We start from the raw sequence: 25,144 nt of genomic DNA, 5'->3' as shown, positions 1-25,144 counted from the left end.
TAACAAACAGCATGAAAAAATACTTTATCCTTATTTTCTCACTATTTTTTTTTCAATTCTGCTTAGTTGCTCAAAACGCAACTGCAGAACAATTAAAATTATCGGGAAAGATAAAACAGTACTCCAGATCCGATTTTAGTGCCGATCCACAATTTTGGTCGATGTGCGAAGACAGGCACGGCAATGTGTTTTTCGGAAATAATGATGGGGTTTTAATTTATGACGGAGAGCACTGGCAAAAGCTGAATCTTCCAAATAATTCATCTGTACGAAGTCTGGAAATAGATGCTACCGGAACTATATATGCAGGCGGGTATAACGAAGTCGGAACCCTTCTAAAAAGCAAAAGCGGAAAATACCGTTACCATTCGCTTATGGAGGAATTGCAGCTGGAAGGGAAGAATGTAGAAAACATTTGGGACATTCACGCTGTTGGCGACAAGGTTCTTTGCCGTTCTTTCAACGAGCTTATTATTATTCAGAATAAGATAGCAACACATATCCCAGCTAATACATCTTTTATTTACTCCAATCTTATTGGTAAAGAATATTATATTCAGGACTCCAATTATGCAATATTAAAAGTAAGTCCGGGTAGCAATGAACCCGTTGTAGCATTTCCGCGTGAGCAATATAACAACGAAGAGATAGTATCTATACTTCCCGGTAATTCGCAAGGCATTGTGATGATTATCACCAAAATGGGAAACATCTATCAGGGAAGCGCAACTACAGGTACATTGCAGCTATTAAGTAATGTGTTTAGCCAGGGGCAGCATGACTATGTATCGTCAGCAATAAAATATCCTAACGGCGATTTGTTTATTGGTACGTTAAGTTCAAAAATAATAATGGCGAACAGCAACGGGCAGATCTTACTAAGCCCTGCTATCTTTCAAAACCTTCAGGATGCTGTAATTCACAAGTTAGAAACAGCTTCAGATGGTAATATCTGGATCCTTCAAAATAATGGCCTGGCATATATCGACTTTATGTCGCCATATACATACCTGTTTAATAAAGCTTCGGTGTATGACGCTTTAACTTATAATAACACCATTTATCTGGCAACCAATCAGGGCGTATATTACTCCTATTTTAACGGCAAGAATCCATCCGCCACCCATGACTTTAAAAAGATAGAAAACCTGCACGGCCAGGCATGGTCCATACAACAACTGCATGGCGATATAATTGTTAGCCACGATAATGGCCTTTTTAAAATAGAAAACAACCTGGCAGAACGCATTGGCACCGTTAGCGGCTTTTGGAAGATTACACCCATTAAAAGCAAGCCTAATTTCTATTTGGCTTCGCACTACAACGGACTATATCTATTGGAAAAAAATAGCGACCAATGGTTACTTCATGAAAAACTTACCGGTTTTGATGAGTCCGCAAGGGATATACTCCCTGCCGACGAGCCCTATACCTATTGGGTATGTCACGGCTATAAAGGTGTTTTCAGGATACGTATTAATCCATCCTATACGCGGATAAGTTCTGTAGACCACTACACCAATAAAAACGGACTTTTATCCTCCTTCAACGTAAATGTTACACGTTGGAATAATGAGATTGTTTTTACCACTAATACAGGTATTTACAAGTTTGATATTAAGCAGAATAAATTTATTCCCCATAAAACACTAAATAGCATTCTTGATCCCGAAAAGAATACCCGTAAGCTGATGCAGTCCGGCAATAAGACATGGTTTGTTCAGGATGATGAAGCTGGTTATTTTTATACGGCAGAGAAAAAACCGGAACTTCACAAAGACCTGTTCTTAAATATGAAAGGCAGCTTTAACCGCGGAATGGAAAGCATTGTAAACCTTGCAGGAAACAATGTACTATTTGGCACCACAAACGGACTGTTTTTATATTCCGTAGCCAATCCGGGAGCAAGCAGTACTATAAACACCGTGCTTACACAAATATCCTATTCCCAGGATCAGGAATTTAACCTGCTCCCTTTAACGTCAAAAACGGATGATGCAGAAGTATTACCCAACCAGACCGACATTTTACGTTTTGAGTTCGCAGCACCGAAAATGACACGCGGCACAGAAGTTCAGTACAGTTATATGCTTGAAAATGTAGACAACAACTGGTCGACGTGGCAGAATATTCCATATAAGGAATACACTCACCTAAGGCCCGGCAATTATACTTTTAAAGTACGCAGCCGCAATACCGCCGGACTAATAGGAAAAGAAACGGTTTATAACTTCTCTATTCTTCCTAAATGGTATCAGACCAACCTTGCTTTCGCGTTGTATGCTATTATAACCGTATTGCTTATTATAGCCATTGTGCGCTATATTAAGAAGAGAATAGAACGTGAGCACCTAAAAACCAAAATAGAGGCGCAAAAGGCAAAAAAACTACTGGAACTGGAACTTGAGCAGCTACGCCTGCAAAGAGATAAGGAGCAAATTAACAAAGACAAGATACATTTGCAGGAAGAAGTACTTAACAATAGTAAGGAACTGGCAAATTACACGATGGTGCTTATTAAGAAAAAGGATATTTTCAACGAGATAACCAACGACCTTAAAGAATTAAAGGACTATGTTAAAAATGATGATTCCCGCAAAAAACTATTTCAGATCTTCCAGAAGCTGAACCAACACAAGATCGGTGAGGAATACATGGAGGTGTTTGATGTCAATTTTGAAAAGATACACCATAACTTCTTCGAAGAACTCAAAAAACTGAACCCTACTCTTACCAAACGGGAACTAAGGCTATGCGCTTTCGTAAAGATGAATCTTACTAATAAAGAGATATCGCCGTTGCTTAATATTTCATTACGTGGTGTAGAAAACGCCCGCTACCGCATCCGGAAAAAGCTGGAAGTAGCCCATGAAGATAACTTTGTAGCCTATCTTGAAGGTATTGCTACCGCAGCGGAAGAAACAGTTTAATATCTTTCTCGTTTAACAGACCGACCCTCCGATAAGGGATAGCAAACCAGAATTATATATCTGTCATTTGCCTTATAGCTATAGCAAATAAATTAGTGGCAATTCGTAAAATTTGTGACAAAAACTTCATAAAAAAACGCCTCCGGTAACGGAGGCGTTTTCAGTATAATTAACCTTGATCGTATTATTTTACGCTTGCAAAAAGGTATTCCCTGTTCATACGTGCAATGTTCTCAAGTGAAATACCTTTAGGGCATTCAACCTCACAAGCACCTGTATTTGTACAGTTACCAAATCCTTCTTCATCCATCTGCCTAACCATGTTAAGTACCCTTTGAGAAGCCTCAACTTTACCTTGCGGAAGCAATGCATACTGAGAAACTTTAGCACCAACAAATAGCATAGCAGAACCGTTTTTACAGCTTGCAACACAAGCACCACAACCAATACACGCGGCAGCTTCAAACGCCCTGTCAGCATCGTGTTTAGGTACCGGAGTAGCGTTAGCATCAATAGTTCGCCCAGAAGTATTTACAGAAACGAAACCACCTGCCTGCTGAATCCTGTCAAACGAACTTCTATCTACCACAAGGTCCTTAATTACAGGAAAAGCTTTACTTCTCCATGGTTCAACATAGATAGTATCACCATCTTTAAACGACCTCATGTGCAGCTGACATGTTGTAACTTTACTAGCCGGACCATGAGCCTGACCGTTAATGTAAAGCGAACACATACCACAAATACCTTCACGGCAGTCATGGTCAAAAGCTACAGGCTCCTGTCTGTTGTTAACCAGTTGTTCGTTCAATTGGTCAAGCATTTCAAGGAATGAACTGTCGGTAGAAACGTTATCAAGCTTGTACGTTTCTATTTTACCTTTGGTTTTGGCATCTTTCTGACGCCATATTTTAAGGTGTATATTTATATTTTTATTAGAAGCCATCTCTCTTGTATTTTATTTGTAGTTCCTTGCGGCAATTTTAATGTACTCGTAGTTAAGCACTTCTTTATGAAGTGTTTCAGTATTAATATCGCTGCCACCATATTCCCAGGCACCTACGAAATTAAAGTTCACGTCATCACGAAGGGTTTCACCTTCAGAATCCTGATATTCTTCCCTAAAGTGACCGCCGGCAGATTCTTTACGTTGTAAAGCATCCATTGCCATAAGCTGGCCAAGTTCCATAAAGTCGGCAACACGAATTGCTTTCTCAAGTTCTGGGTTAAGTTCGTTAGCAGATCCCGGTACATAAACTTCTTTGTAGAACTCAGCCCTTAAAGCATCAATTTCTACAACAGCTTCTTTTAGTCCCTGCTCATTACGGCCCATACCAACTTTGTTCCACATAATGTGTCCAAGTTTTTTATGGAAGTAATCAACAGATTTAGTACCGTTATTATTAAGGAAAGAGTCAATTTGTGACTTAACTGCATTTTCTGCCTCCACAAATTCGGGAAGGTCTGTAGATATCTTACCTGTACGGATGTCGTTAGCAAGATAATCAGATACAGTATAAGGCAGCACGAAGTAACCATCTGCAAGACCCTGCATTAGTGCAGATGCACCAAGACGGTTAGCACCGTGGTCTGAGAAGTTAGCTTCACCGGCTACGAAACAGCCCGGAATAGTACTCTGTAAGTTATAATCAACCCAAACACCACCCATAGTATAGTGAACCGCAGGGTAAATCTTCATTGGTAATTCGTAAGGATTCTCAGCTGTAATCTGCTGGTACATCTGGAAAAGGTTACCATATTTCTCTTCTAACCATGCCTTACCAAGTTTAATAACCTCTTCATCCGAAGGATGGTGATTACCTGCTGCATAAGCAGTTTGTTTACCTTTACTAATGATCTCTGAAGAGAAGTCAAGGTATACACCTTCGTTTGTAGCATTTGCTTCGATACCAAAACCGGCATCACAACGCTCTTTAGCAGCTCTCGATGCTACGTCACGTGGCACAAGGTTACCAAAAGCAGGGTATCTTCTTTCAAGGAAATAATCCCTGTCAGCTTCAGCAATTTCCGTCGGCTTCATTTTACCTGCACGAATAGCCTCAGCATCTTCTTTTTTCTTAGGAACCCAGATACGCCCTGAGTTACGAAGTGACTCAGACATAAGGGTAAGCTTAGACTGGTTCTCACCGTGTACAGGAATACATGTAGGGTGAATCTGTACGAAGCAAGGGTTAGCAAAATAAGCTCCTTTTTTATGTATTTTCCAAGCAGCCGTTACGTTACTTCCCATTGCATTTGTAGAAAGGAAGTATACGTTACCATAACCACCTGAAGCGATGATTACCGCGTGCGCTGAATGTCTTTCAATTTCACCTGTAATAAGGTTACGTGCTATAATTCCGCGCGCTTTGCCATCTACCTTAACGATATCAAGCATCTCGTGACGGTTAAACATCTGTACGTTACCAACACCAATTTGTCTTGATAAAGCAGAATAAGCACCTAACAAAAGCTGCTGACCTGTTTGTCCTGCAGCATAAAATGTACGTTGTACCTGTGTACCACCAAACGAACGGTTGTCTAGCATCCCGCCGTAATCGCGTGCAAAAGGAACCCCCTGAGCAACACACTGGTCAATAATATTTCCTGAAACTTCTGCAAGACGGTGAACGTTAGCTTCACGTGCCCTGTAATCGCCTCCTTTTATTGTATCATAAAACAGCCTGTAAATACTGTCACCATCATTTTGGTAATTTTTCGCAGCATTAATACCACCCTGTGCAGCAATAGAGTGCGCACGACGTGGTGAATCCTGAAAGCAGAACGCCTTAACGTTATACCCCATTTCGCCAAGTGAAGCAGCAGCCGAAGCACCCGCAAGGCCGGTACCTACTACAATTACATCAATTTTAGGTCTGTTATTTGGGGCAACAAGTTTTAAATGGTCTTTGTATTTAGTCCATTTTTCGGATATGTGCCCTTCTGGTATCTTAGAATCTAACATAATTACTGATGTTGATTATTTTATAAAAAAGTGAATATAAATAGGAATGATAGCGAATAATAGAGGAACTATGATTGCAAAGCTCTTTCCGAAATTTTTGATAAGTCCGTTGTATTTTGGATTGTTGGCACCCATAGACTGGAATGCGCTGCCAAAACCGTGGTAAAGGTGAAACCCAAGAACTATCATTGATATTGTATATAGTATAGTAGCTATAAGTCCGAATTTAGGATCCTTAAAGAATTCAACCGTAATCTTGTGAAGATCTTTGTAACCTTCGTTAACCTTTACACCGGCACCTGCATCAAAAAACTCAGTCCTATTTTCAATTTTAACCAGTCCCTGCTCAACCTGTGCTTTAGGTACGTAAGATCCGTTGGTAGTTAAATAAAATTCCTGAGGCGCACCTCCCGCATTTATCGTTACCGTTTGAAGCGGCATTGCTTTATCAAAATGCATTCTTCCCCAAAAGCTAACCATGTGAGTAACAATGAAAATTAATATTACCGTACCTAAAACAGCCATATTTCTGGAAGCCCAGATGGTGTTTTTGCCCGGCTTGTTCATTACGTACTTAACCGGTCTTGCTTTTTGGTTTTGCACCGCAAGGTAAATACCATCTATCGCGTGAAAAATGATAGAAATGTACGTTAGATACGAAAGCGCCTTAATTGCAGGATTTGTTGTCATGAACAACGCATACTGGTTAAAATGCAGTGCATCCGAATAAATTAATTGAAGGTTCCCGATTAAGTGCCCGACAAGGAACAGGCAGAGAAATAAACCTGTCAGAGCCATCCAGTATTTTTTAGCAATGGACGACTTCAATAGTGCAGATTTTGCCATAGTATTTGATTAAAAGATAAGGTTTTTAAAAAATCAAACAAAAATAAGGCTAAAAAGGTATTCACTACAACCTTTGAGGGTAATTTATAATGAGTATAAAGTGGCGTTTTTATGAAGTATTTTTAATTTAAAAATACATTTGAGATCATTTTACACCTAAAACACCTAAAAATCTGCAACATATGTCAATTTTTACCATCCAATAATCAATACTTTATTAGTAGGTTTTGGTTACATCCTCATCTACAACCAGTATAAAATCGGCAAGATTAAGGTGCTCTTTTTCAAGTTTGGAAACATCTTTTTGAGATACTGCCGCAATAGTAACAATTTTTACTCCCGGTTTTGCCTTTTTAAGGTACCAGTTTATACCCTCAAAATTATCACTATGGTAGGTTCCGTTATAATGAACGAAAACTGTATTTGGTTTTAGATTTTTTGCGATAAAATAACCCATAGTAGCATCTTTAACCGCCTGTGCTTTAGGCAGGTTACCACCACCATGACCACCACTCATTTCGAGCATTTTTACATAGCCCGGTAAAGTAGCATCATAAGCAATTGGTAATGGGGCAATCCATGTTTTTTCTTCGGCAGATAAACCGTCAAGCGATTCGAAACCGCCTTTATAAACTTTGCTCGCATAACGCCTGGGCACGTTGGTAGCTATAAACGGAAAGTGTTTTTCTTTTGCAAAGTCAACCAATGGCTTATAATCGGTTTTATGGTTATTCCATAAACGCGCTGTAGAGTCGAATACTTTTTGATTGATTTCTCCTTTAAGGTATTGATCCAGTTGTTTTTGATTGTCGGCTTCTATCATTTCCGCGCCAAGCACAAGGCTTTTTGTTTCGGCAAGGTCCTTAGTAAGTTCCAGCTCCAGCCAATGAATAACCGAATTATCGTGGTGTTCGCCAAAAAATACAACTTCTGCATCTCCGGCAGTTTTTACTAACTTTTTATAGGTAGTGGCTTTTCCTTTTTTATCGAATAATTGATACGCCTGTTTGTCCTGCGCACTGGCAAAAGATGTAAACACTATAACCGCTATAAGAGAATATAATTTCATAATAGATTTGATTGTAATAATTGCAATGCAAAAATAGGCATTATCAACGGTTGATAATTTGCATAATTGCGAAAAATAAAGTTTAAATTTTCAGGAATTGCCAAAAATAAAACATTAACCTTTTTTAACACCTTCTATGTAATTCCTGATAATTAATTTTGCCCCTTAAACCTACACGAATGACCACCGGAATAGACGCTATTGCTTTTGACATTGCCAAACTTCACTTACCTATAAAAACATTGGCAAAAGCCAGAAAAATAGATCCTGATAAACTTGAAAAAGGACTGGGATTATTAAAAATGACGCTACCCGACACGCATCAGGACGCTGTGGTTTTTGGCGCAAATGCACTTACTAAGCTTATCACCCAAAATAATATCAATCCGGCTGAGATTGCGCGGATTTATGTGGGTACCGAAAGCGGAATAGACAGCTCTAAGCCTATTGGATCTTTCTTAACGGCACTGATGGAGCAAAAATTTGGCGAAGGCACGTTTAGTAATTGCGATACGGTAGATTTTACCTTCGCCTGCATTGGCGGTGTAGACGCCCTTCAAAACTGCCTGGACTTTATTAAACTAAACCCAACCAAAAAAGCTATCGTTGTTACTACAGACATCGCAAAGTATGATCTGGAATCAACGGGAGAATATACACAGGGCGCAGGAGCATTGGCTATGCTGGTTACGGCTAACCCAGGAATTATTAGCATAAGCGACGAATGGGCTGTAAGCACTAAAGGTGTTTTTGATTTCTTTAAGCCATACAGAACTATCAGCAAAAAAGAAATTAGTGGAAACAACACTAATGAGCCTTGGTTTGACAATCTTGAAGCCGAAATAGAAATTCATAAAGACCAACCGGTGTTTGACGGGCAATATTCTAACCAATGTTATACCGACCGTACCCGCGAAGCCTACTACCGTTTTAAAGAAGCTACAAACACTAAAGGCTCTTTATATAATACATGGGAAAGCATCATTATGCACCTTCCCTACGCGTATCAGGGACGAAGGATGTTCTCTGAGATCTTCGCGCTCGACGCGGACACTCCACTGCTTACAGGTAATGAAGATGCAGTAAATTATCAAACAAAAGTAAAAGAAATAGCAAAATCTGACGATTATAGAAACTTCGTTAATCAGAAACTACAGCCCGCCGAACCTGCGTCATCCCTTATAGGTAACCTGTATACAGGTTCTGTATTTATGGGGTTACTGTCAGCTTTAAGCCACTTTGCAACTGAAGGGACAGATGTTACAGGAAAAAAGATCGGCTTCCTTGCTTACGGCAGCGGATCGAAATCAAAAGTATTTGAAGGAACTTTACAGGAAGGATGGAAAATTGCCGCGCAAAACGCACAATTATTTGAAACCCTGGCCGGAAGCAACGAGATTGATTTTGAAACATACCTGAAACTCCACAAAAAGGAACAGAAAGAAAGCCTGCTTGCGCCATCAGGCGAATGGGTACTAGACAGTATAGAAAAAGAAATTCCGAATTTAATAGGCGCAAGGTATTACAAATGGGTGGAGTAGTTATTTTACAAGTTCATAATTAGTACTTCTTCCACCGCTTTCAGCCTTGCGCAAAATATCTTTTGCAATAAGATCGTTTATATCACGTAAGGCAGTGTCAGGAGAAGACTTGGTATTTTTTGCCCATTTAGCAGTAGTAAGGCTACCTTCAAAACCATCTAACATTTTTTCAAGCATCAATTGCTGACGTTTATTATCAATCTGTGTACGGTTTGTATCCCAGAATCTATGCTTAAACATTATACTATTTAGGGTGATTTCTGACGCTTCTATAGCATCATATAACCGTAAAAGAAACCATTCAAGCCATTCTGTTATATCAAGATCACCTTTTTGGGTACGCTCAAGAATTTCATAATATATTTTTCTATCCTTTTGTATTTGCGACGACATACTGTAAAAACGTTGCGGTATGCCATCGGCTCTCGCCATTTGCATATCTGCTATCGCCCGTGCAATCCTTCCATTACCGTCATCAAAAGGATGCAATGTCACAAACCACAAATGAGCGATACCCGCTTTAATAACAGCATCGAGCTCAATGTTGTCATTAAACCAGTTTATAAATAGCTTTATTTCTTTAGAAATAGATATTGCCGGTGGCGCTTCAAAATGCACTTTCTGCTTTGAAAATGACCCTGAAATAACCTGCATAGGGCCGTTGGCATCGTCTCGCCAGTTTCCCGAAACTATTTTATACAAACCACTCCTTCCCGATGGAAACATTGCATGATGCCAACCGAAAAGCCTTTCTTCAGTTAATTCTTCAGAAAAATGCTGCGTAGCATCAAGCATCATATCAACTATCCCATCTATATTTCTATCAGATGCAATAATTCCCGGTATTTCAACACCGAGCCGCACTGCAATGGATGAGCGTACTTGTGCAGGATCAAGCAATTCTCCTTCAATTGCAGAAGACTTGAGTACATCCTGAGTAATTATTTCAACCGAAGCTTCATTTTTAAGATCGAAACCTAAGCCGTCCATCTTACCAATAAGTCTACCCTGCAAACTTCTCACTTTTCCTAAAAGCGGAAGTAGTGATTCGCTGTTCCATTTAAACACTGGCCAGTCTTTGTTTTGATAGATATACTTACTCATAAATAAAGCTTTGCGGTAAATATACGATTAATCTCCGCAAATTATGCGGAGATTAATATCCTTTTTCTCCGCATAATAAATTTTAAGAGTCTACTTCACGATAATCTTAGTACTTTTGGTATCCGGATTAAAACTTTATATCATGAAATACCATCAGATAGACCGTAACCTGTTCATCAAGAACCGTAAAAAATTTATGGCAGAGATGAAACCTAAAAGCGTTGCGGTATTCAATTCTAACGACATTTACCCTATAAGCGCCGACAGCACAATGCCTTTCCAACAGCACCGTGATATATTTTATCTAAGTGGCGCCGACCAGGAAGAAAGTATATTGCTGCTTTGCCCGGATGCTCCCTACGAGCACCTGCGTGAAATACTTTTTGTTCGCGAAACCAACGAGCACATTGCCATTTGGGAAGGCGAAAAGCTAACTAAAGAGCGTGCTACCGAAGTTTCAGGCATTAAAAACATCCAATGGCTTCAGGATTTTGAAAAAGTGCTTTTCGAAATTATGACGTACTGCGATATTATCTACATCAATACCAACGAGCATTACCGTTCGTCGGTTCAGACACAGACGCGAGAAGACCGTTTCATCAAGTGGTGGAAAGAGAAATATCCTGCGCACCAGGTTGCCAAAAGTAACCCTATCCTGCAAAGGCTTCGTTCTATAAAAGAAACCGAAGAAATTGACCTGATACAAGAAGCGTGTACTATTACCGAAAAAGGTTTCCGCCGTATTCTTGGTTTTGTAAAACCGGGTGTTATGGAATACGAAATTGAGGCAGAATTGCTTCATGAGTTCGTGCGTAACCGTTCTAAAGGATTTGCTTATGGGCCTATTATTGCTTCTGGCAACAATGCCAACGTATTACATTATGTAGAAAACAACCAGCAATGTAAAGACGGTGACCTTATCCTTTTTGATGTTGCTGCCGAATACGCCAACTACTCAAGCGATCTTAGCCGTACTATTCCGGTTAACGGCCGTTTTACAGAAAGACAAAAAGAAGTTTACAACGCAGTGCTTCGCGTGAAGAATGAAGCGACAAAAATGCTTGTTCCGGGTACACTTTGGAAACAATACCACCTTGAAGTAGGTAAAATAATGACATCTGAACTTCTTGGCCTTGGACTTCTGGACAAAGCTGACGTTCAGAATGAAAACCCGGACTGGCCGGCATATAAAAAGTACTTTATGCACGGTACATCGCACCACATGGGACTTGACACGCATGATTACGGGCTTTTAGTACAACCAATGGAAGCTAACATGGTATTTACCGTTGAACCGGGAATCTATATTCCGGCAGAAGGCTTTGGTATACGTCTTGAAGATGACGTGGTTATCCAACCAAGCGGCGAACCTTTCAACCTAATGCGTAATATACCTATTGAAGCAGAAGAAATTGAAAGTTTGATGAACGCTTAATTAGTTTGCAATATTTAGTCGCAGTTTGCTTTTACTCATTCTTTACGAAGCTGATGTCATTGCGACCGCAACGAAGCTGAGTATGGCAATCTAAATCTTTTAAATAATTTTAATTCCATACTGTAGAGACGTTGCAATGCAACGTCCCTACTAGACAGTAAACGGCTTACTATTGTGAGCCGTTTTTTGTTTTTGTTAGTATTCTAATTCATATGAATGAAGTATTTTTGCAAACAGTATTATCCACACAGTATGTCATTGCGAACGCAGCGCAGCGGAGTGCGGCAATCTAAAAAGATTGCTTCGTCGTTCCTCCTTGCAATGACGAACTGGATGAAACCATAAACTCAACAACATTGAAACTCTTAAACTACAAAAATATCAACCTCGCTTATTCCGATACCGGAAAAGGTACTGCTATTGTTATGCTGCATGGCTTTTTGGAAAACAGTACCATGTGGGATTTTTTTGTAGATCAGTATACTAAAAAATATAGGGTTATCACCATAGACCTTCTTGGACATGGCGAAACAGAATGCCTGGGCTATGTTCACACAATGGAAGACATGGCCGATGCAGTACATGCGGTTCTACACGAGCTGCGTATACGCAAAGCCATATTCATGGGACACTCTATGGGGGGGTATGTAGCATTGGCATTCGCCGAATTATATGCCGATATGATTAAAGGCATGGTATTGCAGAATTCTACCGCACGTGCCGATAGTGATGATCGTAAAGCTAATCGTGACCGCGCTATTAAAGCTGTAAAACAGAATTACACTGCTTTTGTACGCATGAGCATTGCAAACCTCTTTAGCGAAGAGAACAGAGAACGATTTGCTGCCGATATAGAAGCACTACGTGAGCAGGCTGTAAAAACCCCGCTTCAGGGTATTGTTGCCGCCTTAGAAGGCATGAAAATACGCAAAGACCGCGAAGTAATACTGCACTTTGCACCCTACCCTATTCTTTTAGTTCTTGGCAAACACGACCAAAGTCTTGTTTATGACGAACACGTCGACCAGATTGAAGGCACCGAGGTTAAACTCATTACCCATCCATACGGACACATGAGCCATATTGAATGCAGGGAGGATTTGCTAAAACAAACCCTTGAGTTTTTTAAGGGGTGTTAATATTATTTATCCCCCAACTCTTCATTCTGAGCATAACGCGGCGGAGTCGAAGAATCTAAAAGAGATTTCTCCTCGTTGAAATGAAAGAATGACGCCGAATTCGCGTCATCCGCGTCCCAATGGGAATACTGAAAACTGAACACTCGCTACTGTATCTTCTCCTCGAAAGGAATATCTGCATTCAAAATCTCATTTATCAGTATTACCAATTGGGTTTTAAATTCTTCAAGCATAGCTGAATCAATAAAATCCTGAACTGGTGCCGACCTGTCGAAACCATCCTTAAAACAAAAATGCATGAATCCGTTTTTCATGTTTTTAAAAGAGATGATACCAACTTCGGTTTCCATCCCTTTACCTAACGGCTCATGCATAAAAGCGTATGTAAGCAACTGGATTATCTTTTCATTTTTCAGATCTGCCGGTAGGCCATCCCAAGTTTTAAGCACCAGATTGCCCTTCTCCACTTTTCCGGTCTTATAGTCGGTAATACGAACACGACCGTTTCGTTCTTCAATACGGTCAATATTACCCGATATCATTACGGGATATGGCAAGCGGCTATCTTCTAACAAACGGTCATATTTATGTTCTAACGCCAATATTTTAATAGCATCGCCGCCGGCAATACTGTTTTTTTCCTGTTTCAGGAAATTGTGTACGTTACGTTTGGCAACTTCAAAGGCCAAAAGGTTACGCCCTTTTTTAATTTCACCTTCCTTATACACATCCTTAAACTGCACCATAACCTCATCATCGGCAAGGGTAGCCATGTTGTCAATATCGTGTACCGCAAGAAATTTATCAATATATGGCGTGTACAGCTTCTCTAAGGCACCGTGAATAATTGTTCCCAACGTATTTAGAGCTATGCTTTCCTCTACCTCTTCTGCCTCACGGATACGCAACACTCTCTGGTAATAAAACTGCATAGGATTACGAATATAACCCGTTAATGCCGATGGTGAAAATCCTTTTACTGTCGCAATTTCCTTAAGGCGTTCCATAACCTTTTCGGTTTTTGGCACCACCATAGGTTCATACGCTTTTGGCGGAAGCACTGCATTGTAAATTTCGGTAGTCAGGTTATGGTTTGGTTTCTTTTCAATTTCCAGTTGGGTCAAAAAGCGGCTGCGTTCACCAGCATCAAGACCTTCACTCTCGGTATTGTAAAGCAGGTACACGTTTTTAGCCCGCATAAGAAGGTGATAAAAGTGAAAACTGTAAATAGCATCTTTTTCTTTGTAGGTTGGCAATCCCAGTTCGCGTTTTACATCATAAGGAATAAAAGAATTCTGCGTTTTACCCGCCGGGAATTTTCCTTCATTCATAGATGTAATAATTACATTCTCAAAATCAAGCACACGGCTTTCTAAAACCCCCATGATCTGCAATCCCGACAACGGCTCTCCTTCAAAAGAAACCTCAGCAAGATCAATAACCTGTTTGTAAATAGAATAAAGCACCGTAAGATTGCTCATCTCCGGATGCGCTTCGTGATAATTAATAAGCTTATTTACTACCTTAAATATAGAATACAAAAATGCCTTGGCTATTTTATCCTCTTCTTCATCACTGCTCATAAACCCCTTAAGTGCTACAAGAATATCAGACAATCGCGCCAATATATCTACTACACTTGTATCCCAACGCTCAAATAACAATCGGAAAAACGGCGATGCATCCGCATGAAGCTCAAAAAGCTTACTATGCGAAAAGAAGGTAAAGTTATTACGGTTAATAGCTTCTATAAGCTCACCCGCTCCCGAATAAGGCTCAACTAAAGGATGCGTAAGTACATCGAGTACTTCGCGGTAATATAGCGTATAGCTTTTTTCGTTTCGGTTAATAGCATTGGTATGCAGCTTAAACAGCTTTTGTATAAGAAGCTGCGCCGGATTGTTTCGGCTGCTGTAACCCATAGTAATGTTAAGTGCACCAACACTTTTTGGCAAACTATACAGTAAGGGTATAAGCATACTTTCTTCACCAAGTACCAGCGCTGTTTTATCGAGGCTGTGCCCTTCGTTTTGAAATTGCTCTACCAGCTCTCCCGCTATCTTAGCCTGACCAACAGTCTTTGGCGTACCAATAATGTGTATGTTTTTAGGCTGGCTAAATTCATCTGTAATCCATTCAAATGATTGCGATGAGTATTGTTTCCATTCTTTTTTAAAACGACGTATAAACAACCCTGCATCATGATACGGATCACTCAGGAAAGCATTATCGATATCCCAATATATTTTTGCCTGCCCAACAGACATTAAATGTTGTATGATTTTTTCTTCGGCAGCATTTAACGCATTGAATCCGGCAAATACCATTTGCCCTTTTGTAAAGGCATTAGAGAAGTGGTGGATGTTATTTACGGCTTCACGGTAAATTAATCCCTGGTAACCTGCACCTTTTTCTAACAAATGCGCATAAAGTGAATTATAGTATGACGGAAGCAGTTTCCAGAACTCCAGATAATTCTCTATCATGGTAGTGCGTTTATCTACATCTACCGCCCAGTGTTCTATTTCCTGTATGTTTTCAAGATAGGTAAGCACGTGCGCCGGATTTAAAAGATAACGGTCTATCTCGTTAAAATCCTGAAGCAGTGTTTTACCCCAGTTGGCAAAGGTTTCAAAAGGCTGTTGCTTTTCTTTTGGCGTAAGGCCAATGTAAAGCGAGTAAAATTCAAATAACAATTCTATAGCATCTATAGAGCGGATACTCGATACATTCTGCACAAAATCTTCAATACTGATGATTTCAGGAGCAAACACGGTAACATCCAATTGCTTTTTAAGGGCTTCAAGCAAAAATATCCTTGCCCTTTTATTAGGCAGTACTACTACTGCATCGGGAAGGTTATTACCAAAATCATGAATTAGTTGTGTACTGAGCTTATCAAGGAAAGTTACATTTGCCATGGGGTAAAAATAAAAAAACGTCCCCGAAAAATCGGGGACGCTTCCTTATTTATTTTGAATGTTTACTTATTCTTTGATAAGCTTAACTTCAACTCTTCTGTTTTGAGCTTTACCTTTTGCAGTTTTGTTAGATGCAATTGGTTTAGTTTCACCAAATCCTACAGATCTTAGTCTGTCAGCAGCGATACCATTCTCAACTAACCAAGTTTTAACTGCAGCTGCTCTGTTTTCAGATAGCGTCTGGTTAAGTGCGTTGCTACCATCACTGTCAGTGTGTCCTTCAAGGATAAATCTTGAAGCTGGGTATTCTTTGAATATTTTGTTCATATTCTCAAGAACTGCGAATGTTTCGTTTTTGAAAGTCGCTTTACCACTGTTGAATAGGATAGTTCTAGCGTACTCGTTTAGTTTTTTGATAACTTCTTCAGTTACTTCAGGACAACCACGGTTAGCAGCAGTACCTTTAACATCTGGACAAAGATCATCTTTATCTAGTACACCGTCACCGTCAGTATCTGGCCAAGGGCAACCTGCGTTTTCTTTAGGACCAGCAACATCCGGACATTTGTCATCTTTATCAGCGATACCATCACCGTCTGTATCAGGACATCCTTGTAGGCTAGCAGGACCAGCTACTTCAGGACATGCGTCATCTTTATCAGGAATACCATCACCGTCTGTATCAGGACATCCTTGGAATTCTTTAGGACCAGCTACTTCAGGACATGCGTCATCTTTGTCTGGAATACCATCACCATCTGTATCAGGACATCCCTGGAATTCTTTTAGACCTGGTACTTCAGGACAAAGATCGTCTTTATCATAGATACCATCTTTATCTGTGTCTTTTCCACCAAATTTGAATGTAAGACCAGCAAAGTGCTGTAGGTGTCTTGGTACATTAGCTTCCGCCTGATCTTCGAATGAATGTTTGTAAGTTGATTGTACTGTAAGTCCAACATTTTCTGTAAACCAGAAGTTAAAACCAATACCACCATTAACTGTACCGTTACCTTGGTTATCTAACCACGTGTAACCTCCACCAACGTGGATGAATGGGTTAAACCAGCTTTTAGGAAGGATGCTGTATTTAATAACAGCGTCAGCTCCGTAATAAGTAAGATCGTCAACATTATCAAGTCTTAGACCTCCTCCACCTGTAGGAGAGATAACTTTGTCTATTTTATTAACAGACCCTGTTAAACCAATTGAGAAATTGTCACCTACGTGTCTTGACACAGTAATGTAAGATACTGAAGGAAGTACATTCCATTCTTCAGTTTTGAAGAATTTAGAGAACTTATCCTGAAATTCAGTAGCAGCTCCAAAACGAGTGTGAACCGCATTTACACCAAAGCCGATGGCCCATGGATTGTCTTCGTCCTGCGCCTGTGCATTAAAGCTCAGAGCCATAAGTGCAGCAACGAATAGTTTGTTAAGATGTTTCATACTTTATTTTAATTACAAAGGTTATATGATGACAAATTTACTTTGTTAAAATCGAACAGCAAAACGTTTTATTAAAATTTATCCTACGTATGTCTCTAAAATGTCGTTAAATTATAGTTAACGCTTTCCCAACTTCTGTAAACGAAGCAATTGCATGGTCTAAATGTTGCTGTGTATGAGCCGCTGAAAGCTGGACTCTTATCCTTGCTTTGTCCTTTGGAACTACAGGAAAAAAGAACCCTATTACGTATATTCCTTTTTTAAGTAGTTCGTCAGCCATTGTCTGAGACAATTTTGCATCGTAAAGCATTACAGGCACAATTGCAGAGTCTCCATCAATAATATCAAAGCCGGCTTTCTTCATACCTTCTTTAAAGTAATTGGTATTCCACTCCAGTTTATCCCTAAGGCTTGTATCTTTTTTAAGCAGTTCGAACACTTTTAGCGAAGCCCCAACAATAGACGGCGCAAGCGAGTTTGAGAAAAGGTACGGCCTTGAACGTTGTCTTAGTATTTCAATAATTTCCTTCTTAGCAGTTGTGTATCCACCCATCGCACCACCAAGTGCCTTACCAAAAGTACCTGTAATAATATCTACCCTGCCCATTACACCTTTAGCTTCAAGTGTACCTTTTCCGGTAGCACCAATAAAACCTGCAGCATGGCATTCATCTACCATTACCATAGCATCATATTTATCAGCAAGGTCGCAAATCTTATCAAGCGGAGCTACAAGCCCATCCATAGAGAAAACACCATCTGTAACTATAAGTTTAAAACGACGGCCTTCTTCAGTAGCTTTTATAAGTTGCTGCTCCAGCTCCTCCATATTGTTATTCGTATAACGGTAACGCGCTGCTTTACAAAGGCGAACACCATCTATAATAGAAGCATGGTTAAGACTGTCTGATATAATACAATCTTCTTCTCCTAATAAAGGTTCAAATACACCACCGTTAGCATCAAATGCTGCAGCATATAATATAGTATCTTCTGTTCCGTAAAAATCAGCAACCTCTTTTTCAAGCTGTTTGTGAATATCCTGTGTACCGCAAATAAAACGTACAGAAGACATACCGAATCCGTGTGTATCCAGTGCATCTTTTGCAGCCTCAATTACTTCCGGGTGCGAAGACAGCCCAAGATAATTGTTGGCGCAAAAGTTTAATACTTTCTGTCCTGAATCTAATGTAATCTCTGCGCCTTGTGGCGAAGCGATAATACGCTCTTTTTTATAAAGTCCGTTTTCTCTTATTGTATCCAGCTCGGCAGCCAGATGTTCTTTGATCTTTCCGTACATTTTTATTTTGGGTTTGTTGTTTTACTAAGTTTGTTGTGCGCCACGCCTGACAAAAAATCCTACGCTACGGCAAATTTACCACATTTATATCTTCACCTATATATACGAGTGTTTTTTTCACCACCTGCAATCCCATTTCTTCCAGTGCCAGTTGGTAAGACGCCAGCTGAGCGGCGTACTTTGCCTGATGTACTCCCGTTTTATAATCCAGTAGCAAGGCGGTTGTACCATTTATAGCAACCCTGTCGGGTTTTATGGTCTGCACTTCATGACGGATAATGCTTTGTTCATTATAAATGGTGTTACCTTCAGCAAAGAAAACATTCAGTTCCGGATGGAATATAACCGCTTTTAAGGTTTTCTCGACCTCATCTTTTTGGCTGCGTACTATTAATCCGTCTTCGATAGCCTTTATCAGCGCAAACGGAATATCATTCTCCGTTTTTATAAAGGATAGTATTTCGTGCATTACATTACCAAACTCTATAGCCTGTAGTCTTGCCGTACCCCACATAAGCGATTCACGCTGCGCGATTTTAACCCCACGCGGACTAAAGCGTTCTGCTACTACCTTAATGTTTTTCTGCTGTTCCTGAATTTCTGATTGATCAGATAGTTTCTTACTATCTCCAAACTCATAATCGGCCACCTGGTTATCAAAAAGCTGTTTCTGCATTAGGTATTTTATAAAGTAAGACGACATATTATTGGTCAGCTCTCCCTTACTGGTAAAGTTCCTGTTGCTTATAATATACATTTGTTCTTCAGCACGGGTAAGCGCTACGTATAGTATATTAATGTTATCCAACAACTCTTCCTGCGATTTAATAAAGTAAAGTTCTGATGCTTTCTCGCCATACTGGGCAACATCCTTATTACTGTCTACCAGGGCTTTCTGAAACTCAAACGTAGTATCATCCAGTTCCAGCCACATCTTGCTGCGTGGCGAACGGCTATAATCTTCCTCGGCAAACGGAAAGATAACCACCGGAAACTCCAGACCTTTAGATTTATGAATAGTCATAATACGCACCGCGTCGTTACCTTCCGGCGAAGGAATACTAAATCGCGATCCGTTATTATCCCAGTAATCAAGAAAATCTGCAATACCAGATTGCGTGCGCATATCCCTCTCCAACACAAGGTCAAGGAAATACTGCACATAACTCTGGTTACTTTTCTCTTTTACAAAAGCATCAACAATGGTTTCTACCGCTTCATACAGCGATCGCTTACGGCAATTTTTAAACGATATATTTATATTGTATAACGCCAGCCATTTTTCAAGGTGCTCCTCGGTAGGCTGCGCCATACCTTCGGCTATAAAATCATGTACAGCAATACTACTTTGAGTAGTTGCTGCAAAGTATAAAAAGTGTGCTTTTGCCTCTATATTTTCATTAGTCTTAAGATAGCGCAACAGGTTAACAATCAGCTTAACCTCGGTGGCATTTTCAATAAGTAGTGTTTCAGATGATAATATAGGTATGTTCTGCTCGGTAAGATAATTTGCCAAAAGAACTCCGGGCGTTCGCTTACGCGTTAGTAACACAATATCTTTATACGTAAACCCATTAGCAATAGCCTTATTAATGGCAGCCAATGTAGCTTCAAGATAAAAAGTGTCTTTATCAGTCTCTTCCTCCAGTTCCTGTTGAATTTCCGGAATGAAGGATATATTTACATAGCCCCCGGTTTTAGGATTAACTTCCTGCCCGCTGGCAGCATACATTGTTTTATAGTCATCGTTCTCAAATTCTCCCGAAAGAAAAGAAAAGAACTTATTATTAAAGTCAATCACCTCGCTGTAACTCCTAAAGTTAGACGCAAGGTTTACTATCTGTTTATCCGGATTTGAGAATGGGTTAAACTCTTCTTTACCCAACTCTATAAACTGTTCTGCCTTACCACCGCGCCAACGGTAAATAGACTGTTTAGGGTCGCCCACAATCATTAACGATCCGCGGTCGCCTAATAAATCTTCAGATGAAAGCGCATTGTCAATAAGCGGAACAAGATTATTCCATTGCATTTGCGATGTATCCTGAAATTCATCAATAAAAAAGTGGCGGTAGCGTTCACCCAGTCTCTCATATATAAAAGGAGCCGGCTGATTCTGAATTTCCCTGTGAATTATTGCGTTGAATTCTGATATCGAAAGTACATTCTGTTCTTTCTGGATACGTTCCAGTTCCTGCCCTATTGAATTAAGCAGCGATAGTGGCGTAATATTTTTAAGGAATGCCTGGTAAAAGTTACGCTTCTCGTAATTTTTATATGCTTTTAAAAGTAATGCAAGCAGTTCCGGCAGTATACTCTCTATAACATCACGGTCTTTTGCTGTTTTGTTTATCTGGACATCGTCAAACTCATGAAAACGCTTATGGCTGCTTTGCAATGTATTATCACGGATATAACCAATATGATTTGGAAATGTTCCCCGCGAAAAAGACTTATGATCTATCCCCCTGCTATCTATTAAGGCAAGCATTTCTGTAGCAACAGCAACATTATCTGCTTCAAGCGCAGCTACAGATTGTTTTAGCTTCTCCTTTATAAAAAGAAATTCTTCAATAGTTTTATCCTTAAACTGACCTAATTCATTACGGTTATTTTCGTCAATCAGTAGTTTTCCGGTTTCAAAAAGTTCGTACGTAACATCCCAGCTTTTATCGTTGTCGGTTTTATCTAATGAAAAATCAACCAAAAGCGCAGTAAGAACATCATTTTCTCCCGCCTTTGCGATGATGGCATCTACCGCTTCCTGCAAAAGGCTGTCGGTCTCCAAAGACACATCAAAAGATACCGATAAATTAAGATCGTGTGCAAAAGCTCGTATTACCTTATGCGTAAAACGGTCAATCGTAGAAATATCAAACGCCGCATAATTATGGATGATGTTTTTTATAATAGATCGCGACTTATCTTTTATTGTAGCGATAGACAATCCTGTCTCTGCAGAAAGTACTTTCATTAAGGCATCGGCACGTGTACCCGAATCTTCTTTAGAAAAATCGGAAAGATTTAGAATAATACGCCCCTTCATTTCCTGCACCGCTTTATTGGTAAACGTTATGGCAAGAATTTTTCGGTAAGCATCATCTGTTGAACTTTGTAAAAGTATGCGCAGGTACTCTTTTACCAGAGTGTAGGTTTTACCCGAACCAGCCGAAGCATTATATATGGAAAAAGCAGTTTTATGCACTTATAATGAATGTTTTAAATTTTAAAGCAGGAAATTATAACAAAAAGTTATTTATTGTAAACCTTAAAATCTGTAAATTTGGATTTAAAATTAATATTAATCTTTTAAACTACCGATATTATGGCCTTTGAATTACCAAAACTTCCATACGCATATGACGCCCTGGAACCACATATTGATGCCAAAACAATGGAGATTCACCACACAAAGCATCATAATGCGTATACAACCAACTTAAACGCTGCAATTGCAGGAACAGATCTTGAAGGTAAAACTATAGAAAATATACTTATTAACCTTGACCTTTCTAACGCTGCTGTTAGAAACAACGGTGGAGGTTTTTACAACCACAACCTTTTCTGGACTATTCTTTCGCCAAAAGGCGGAGGCGAGCCAACAGGCGAACTTGAAGAGGCTATTGATAAAGCTTTTGGTTCTTTTGAAGAATTTAAAGCAAAATTTGCTAAAGCTGCTGCAACTCAGTTTGGTTCTGGATGGGCTTGGCTTTGCGTTCATAAAGGTGGTAAACTTGAAGTTTGCGGCACACCAAACCAGGACAACCCACTAATGCCGGAAATTGGCTGCGGAGGCACTCCAATTCTTGGACTTGATGTTTGGGAACATGCTTATTACCTAAACTACCAAAACAGAAGACCTGATTATATTGAAGCTTTCTTTAGTGTAATTAACTGGGAAGAAGTTGCAAGACGTTATGCTCTTGAAAAATAAGATACATTAAAATTCTTATATCTAAACGGATGCCAAAAGGCATCCGTTTTTTTGTACTGTTAATTATATGAGTTTAGATTGAAATGCAAAATAAGCATAATCAGTTATTATTTATAACAATATAGAATATTTGAGAAGTTAGAGCATATCTGCCACTATTCTCTAAGAATTGTAAATAAAAAAGGGAAAACGTTACCATTTTCCCTTTTTTTGCCCCCAAAAATACCGTAAAAATTAATTTACTAATGCTATTTTCTTACTGTAAACATATAGTCTTATCGACAGTTACACAAAAAATTTAGACAAACTGCATGCAAAATCGTTGAAATACACAAAAAATAGATAAAATGCATTTTGTTAACATTTACGATTTATCCTACACTATTAAAATATAACCAACAGGTATATTACCAATATGTTCTAAAATAAGAAAGGGAAAACGTTTCCGTTTTCCCTTTCTCTGCCCCCAAAAATACTGTAAAAATTAATTTTACTAATGCTATTTTCTGAGGCGAATGTATATATAATTTCAAACCCCGGCAAAATTTTCCGATGAAATACCGTAAAATTCGTTAAGCCGAAATTTAGTATGCTCTTGCGTCGTTTCCTTCGTAGAAGTTTATAAATGCGCGGTTCACAACACGGTTTCCACCCGGTGTAGGATAGTCCCCTGTAAAGTACCAGTCACCAAGATTCTTAGGACACGCCTTGTGAAGGTTATCCACACTTTGGAAGATAATCTTAACCTCAGCCCTAATACCTTCAGAACTAAGCATCGCTGCAATTTTATCTGAAATTTCCTGATCTGTAAACTGTGCATAGAAATCTACTACATGGTTTACCACTTCTGTATCAGGCAGGTTTTCCTGCGCCTTACATTTTTTATAAACCTCATCTACAATATGAGAAAGCCCTCTTTCCTTAAGCAGTTCGTGTGCAGCCTGGAAAGCAATTAAGCCCTCAAGCTTTGCCATATCAATACCATAACAGTCAGGGTACCTGATCTGCGGTGCAGAAGACACGACCACTATACGCTTAGGATTAAGCCTGTCCATCATTTTAAGAATACTCTTTTTAAGGGTAGTTCCCCTAACAATAGAGTCATCTATAATAACAAGGTTATCTTCCGGCTTAATAACGCCGTAAGTAACATCGTATACGTGAGCCACAAGGTCGTCACGGCTGCTGTCCTCAGTAATAAACGTTCTAAGCTTAGCATCTTTAATTGCTATCTTCTCTGTACGTATCTTAACCTTAAGAAGCTCTTCAAGCGTTTGCTCTGTAAGCGTGTTCCTGTGTTCAAGAATATGCTTGTTCTTACGCTGGTTAAGGAAATCCTGCGCCGCTTCAACCAAACCAAAGAACGACGTCTCTGCCGTGTTAGGAATGTACGAGAAAACAGCATTATCTGTATCACTTTCAATAGCTTCAAGCACCTGAGGCAATACTAACCTTCCAAGTTCTTTACGCTCTTCATAGATTTCTGCATCACTACCTCTTGAGAAGTAGATCCTTTCAAAAGAACATGCTTTTTTAGGAAGTGCAGGTATAATTTCTTCTACCGATACCTTACCACTTTTCTTAACGATGAAAGCGTGGCCCGGATCTAATTCTTTTACATCTTCAAACGCAACATTAAATACCGTCTGGATAACAGGCCTTTCCGATGCTACAACTGCAATCTCATCATCCTGATAGTAGTATGCCGGACGTATACCTGCAGGATCACGGAAAACAAAGCTGTCACCATGACCAATCATTCCTGCCATAGCATAACCGCCATCCCATTGCTTAGAAGCGCGCTTAAGTATTTTAGCAATATTTAATCGTTCTGATATTACAGGAGAAGCTTCTTGTTTTGTATACCCTTCGGCTTTACAATCCTGGTAAAGGTCTGCAACCTCACCATCTAGAAAATGACCTATCTTTTCCATTACAGTAACGGTATCGGCAAGCTCTTTAGGATGTTGGCCAAGATCTACAAGGCTATCAAAAAGCTGCTTAACATTTGTCATGTTAAAGTTACCGGCTACAATAAGGTTGCGATGCATCCAGTTATTCTGGCGCAGGAACGGGTGAACGCTCTCTATGCTGTTTTTACCAAATGTACCGTAACGCACGTGCCCTAAGTATACCTCACCAATATAGGGCAGGTTTTCTTTTTGCGCCGCAACGCTGTCGTTATATTCAGGGTGTTCTGTAAGCTCTTCATTGATTCTCTCATTGATTTGCTTAAACACATCCTGTATAGGCTGCTGCTGGTTAGAGCGCACCCTGCTGATGTATCGCTGTCCCGGTTTAACATCTAATTTAATACTGGCAAAACCGGCACCGTCCTGTCCGCGGTTGTGCTGCTTTTCCATAAGCAGGTACATTTTCTGTATACCGTAAAAAGCAGTACCATATTTCTCTTTGTAGTATTCTAATGGCTTTAATAATCTTAACAGCGCAATACCGCATTCATGTTTTAAAGCGTCACTCATAATAGTGTGTTGTGTGTAGTTGTTGTTG

15 protein-coding genes are annotated in these 25,144 nt (G+C 39.6%); 5 read left to right on the top strand and 10 right to left on the bottom strand.

The window, feature by feature from the left end; genetic code table 11:
* Positions 1-11: 11 nt before the first annotated feature.
* A complete protein-coding gene (locus ALW18_11240; protein ID AOE53040.1) occupies positions 12-2,930 on the top strand; it encodes a hypothetical protein in 2,919 nt (972 codons plus the stop codon).
* 184 nt (positions 2,931-3,114) lie between these two features.
* On the opposite strand, the gene ALW18_11235 is transcribed toward ALW18_11240, so the two are convergent.
* The 4 genes from ALW18_11235 to ALW18_11220 all read right to left on the bottom strand — a co-directional run bounded on the left by ALW18_11235 (position 3,115) and on the right by ALW18_11220 (position 7,810).
* Positions 3,115-3,876: a fumarate reductase gene (locus tag ALW18_11235; protein ID AOE53039.1), complete on the bottom strand. Its 762-nt coding sequence runs from the start codon at positions 3,874-3,876 to the stop codon at positions 3,115-3,117.
* Positions 3,877-3,888: 12 nt separating this feature from the next.
* Complete coding sequence (sdhA, locus tag ALW18_11230) at positions 3,889-5,895, bottom strand: succinate dehydrogenase (GenBank protein ID AOE53038.1); 2,007 nt, start codon at positions 5,893-5,895, stop codon at positions 3,889-3,891.
* Positions 5,896-5,910: 15 nt separating this feature from the next.
* The gene (locus ALW18_11225; protein AOE53037.1) at positions 5,911-6,741 is read right to left on the bottom strand and encodes a succinate dehydrogenase; all 831 of its coding nucleotides are present in this window, start codon (positions 6,739-6,741) and stop codon (positions 5,911-5,913) included.
* Between the two features lie 217 nt (positions 6,742-6,958).
* Positions 6,959-7,810 (bottom strand): iron-regulated protein, encoded by an 852-nt coding sequence (locus ALW18_11220; protein ID AOE53036.1) that lies wholly within the window; start codon positions 7,808-7,810, stop codon positions 6,959-6,961.
* A 179-nt stretch (positions 7,811-7,989) separates the two neighbouring features.
* Here ALW18_11220 and ALW18_11215 point away from each other — a divergent pair, with 179 nt between their 5' ends.
* Complete coding sequence (locus ALW18_11215; GenBank protein ID AOE53035.1) at positions 7,990-9,351, top strand: hydroxymethylglutaryl-CoA synthase; 1,362 nt, start codon at positions 7,990-7,992, stop codon at positions 9,349-9,351.
* On the opposite strand, the gene ALW18_11210 is transcribed toward ALW18_11215, so the two are convergent.
* Positions 9,352-10,455, bottom strand: a complete 1,104-nt coding sequence (locus ALW18_11210) for a cell filamentation protein Fic (GenBank protein AOE53034.1) — start codon at positions 10,453-10,455, stop codon at positions 9,352-9,354.
* Between the two features lie 142 nt (positions 10,456-10,597).
* On the opposite strand from ALW18_11210, the gene ALW18_11205 reads away from it, so the two are divergent.
* Positions 10,598-11,890, top strand: coding sequence for an X-Pro aminopeptidase (locus ALW18_11205; GenBank protein AOE53033.1), 1,293 nt, complete (start codon positions 10,598-10,600; stop codon positions 11,888-11,890).
* A 356-nt stretch (positions 11,891-12,246) separates the two neighbouring features.
* Positions 12,247-13,029, top strand: a complete 783-nt coding sequence (locus tag ALW18_11200; GenBank protein ID AOE53032.1) for an alpha/beta hydrolase — start codon at positions 12,247-12,249, stop codon at positions 13,027-13,029.
* A 146-nt stretch (positions 13,030-13,175) separates the two neighbouring features.
* On the opposite strand, the gene ALW18_11195 is transcribed toward ALW18_11200, so the two are convergent.
* The 4 genes from ALW18_11195 to ALW18_11180 all read right to left on the bottom strand — a co-directional run bounded on the left by ALW18_11195 (position 13,176) and on the right by ALW18_11180 (position 21,904).
* A complete protein-coding gene (locus ALW18_11195) occupies positions 13,176-15,950 on the bottom strand; it encodes a hypothetical protein (protein AOE53031.1) in 2,775 nt (924 codons plus the stop codon).
* Positions 15,951-16,016: 66 nt separating this feature from the next.
* Positions 16,017-17,399, bottom strand: a complete 1,383-nt coding sequence (locus tag ALW18_11190) for a cell envelope biogenesis protein OmpA (GenBank protein ID AOE53030.1) — start codon at positions 17,397-17,399, stop codon at positions 16,017-16,019.
* Between the two features lie 106 nt (positions 17,400-17,505).
* Positions 17,506-18,699 (bottom strand): 2-amino-3-ketobutyrate CoA ligase, encoded by a 1,194-nt coding sequence (locus ALW18_11185; protein ID AOE53029.1) that lies wholly within the window; start codon positions 18,697-18,699, stop codon positions 17,506-17,508.
* Between the two features lie 64 nt (positions 18,700-18,763).
* Positions 18,764-21,904 carry an ATP-dependent helicase gene (locus ALW18_11180; protein ID AOE53028.1) on the bottom strand — a complete coding sequence of 1,047 codons (3,141 nt, stop codon included), beginning with the start codon at positions 21,902-21,904 and terminating at the stop codon, positions 18,764-18,766.
* Between the two features lie 120 nt (positions 21,905-22,024).
* Here ALW18_11180 and ALW18_11175 point away from each other — a divergent pair, with 120 nt between their 5' ends.
* The gene (locus tag ALW18_11175) at positions 22,025-22,633 is read left to right on the top strand and encodes a superoxide dismutase (GenBank protein AOE53027.1); all 609 of its coding nucleotides are present in this window, start codon (positions 22,025-22,027) and stop codon (positions 22,631-22,633) included.
* Between the two features lie 584 nt (positions 22,634-23,217).
* On the opposite strand, the gene ALW18_11170 is transcribed toward ALW18_11175, so the two are convergent.
* Positions 23,218-25,116, bottom strand: coding sequence for an amidophosphoribosyltransferase (locus ALW18_11170; GenBank protein ID AOE53026.1), 1,899 nt, complete (start codon positions 25,114-25,116; stop codon positions 23,218-23,220).
* Positions 25,117-25,144: the final 28 nt, after the last annotated feature.

The sequence above is a fragment of the Flavobacterium psychrophilum genome, from assembly GCA_001708385.1.
In the GTDB taxonomy this organism is placed as follows: Bacteria; Bacteroidota; Bacteroidia; order Flavobacteriales; family Flavobacteriaceae; genus Flavobacterium; species Flavobacterium psychrophilum_A.
Note: the sequence above shows the minus strand (reverse complement) of the source record. Positions and strands in the feature narration are given on the sequence as shown.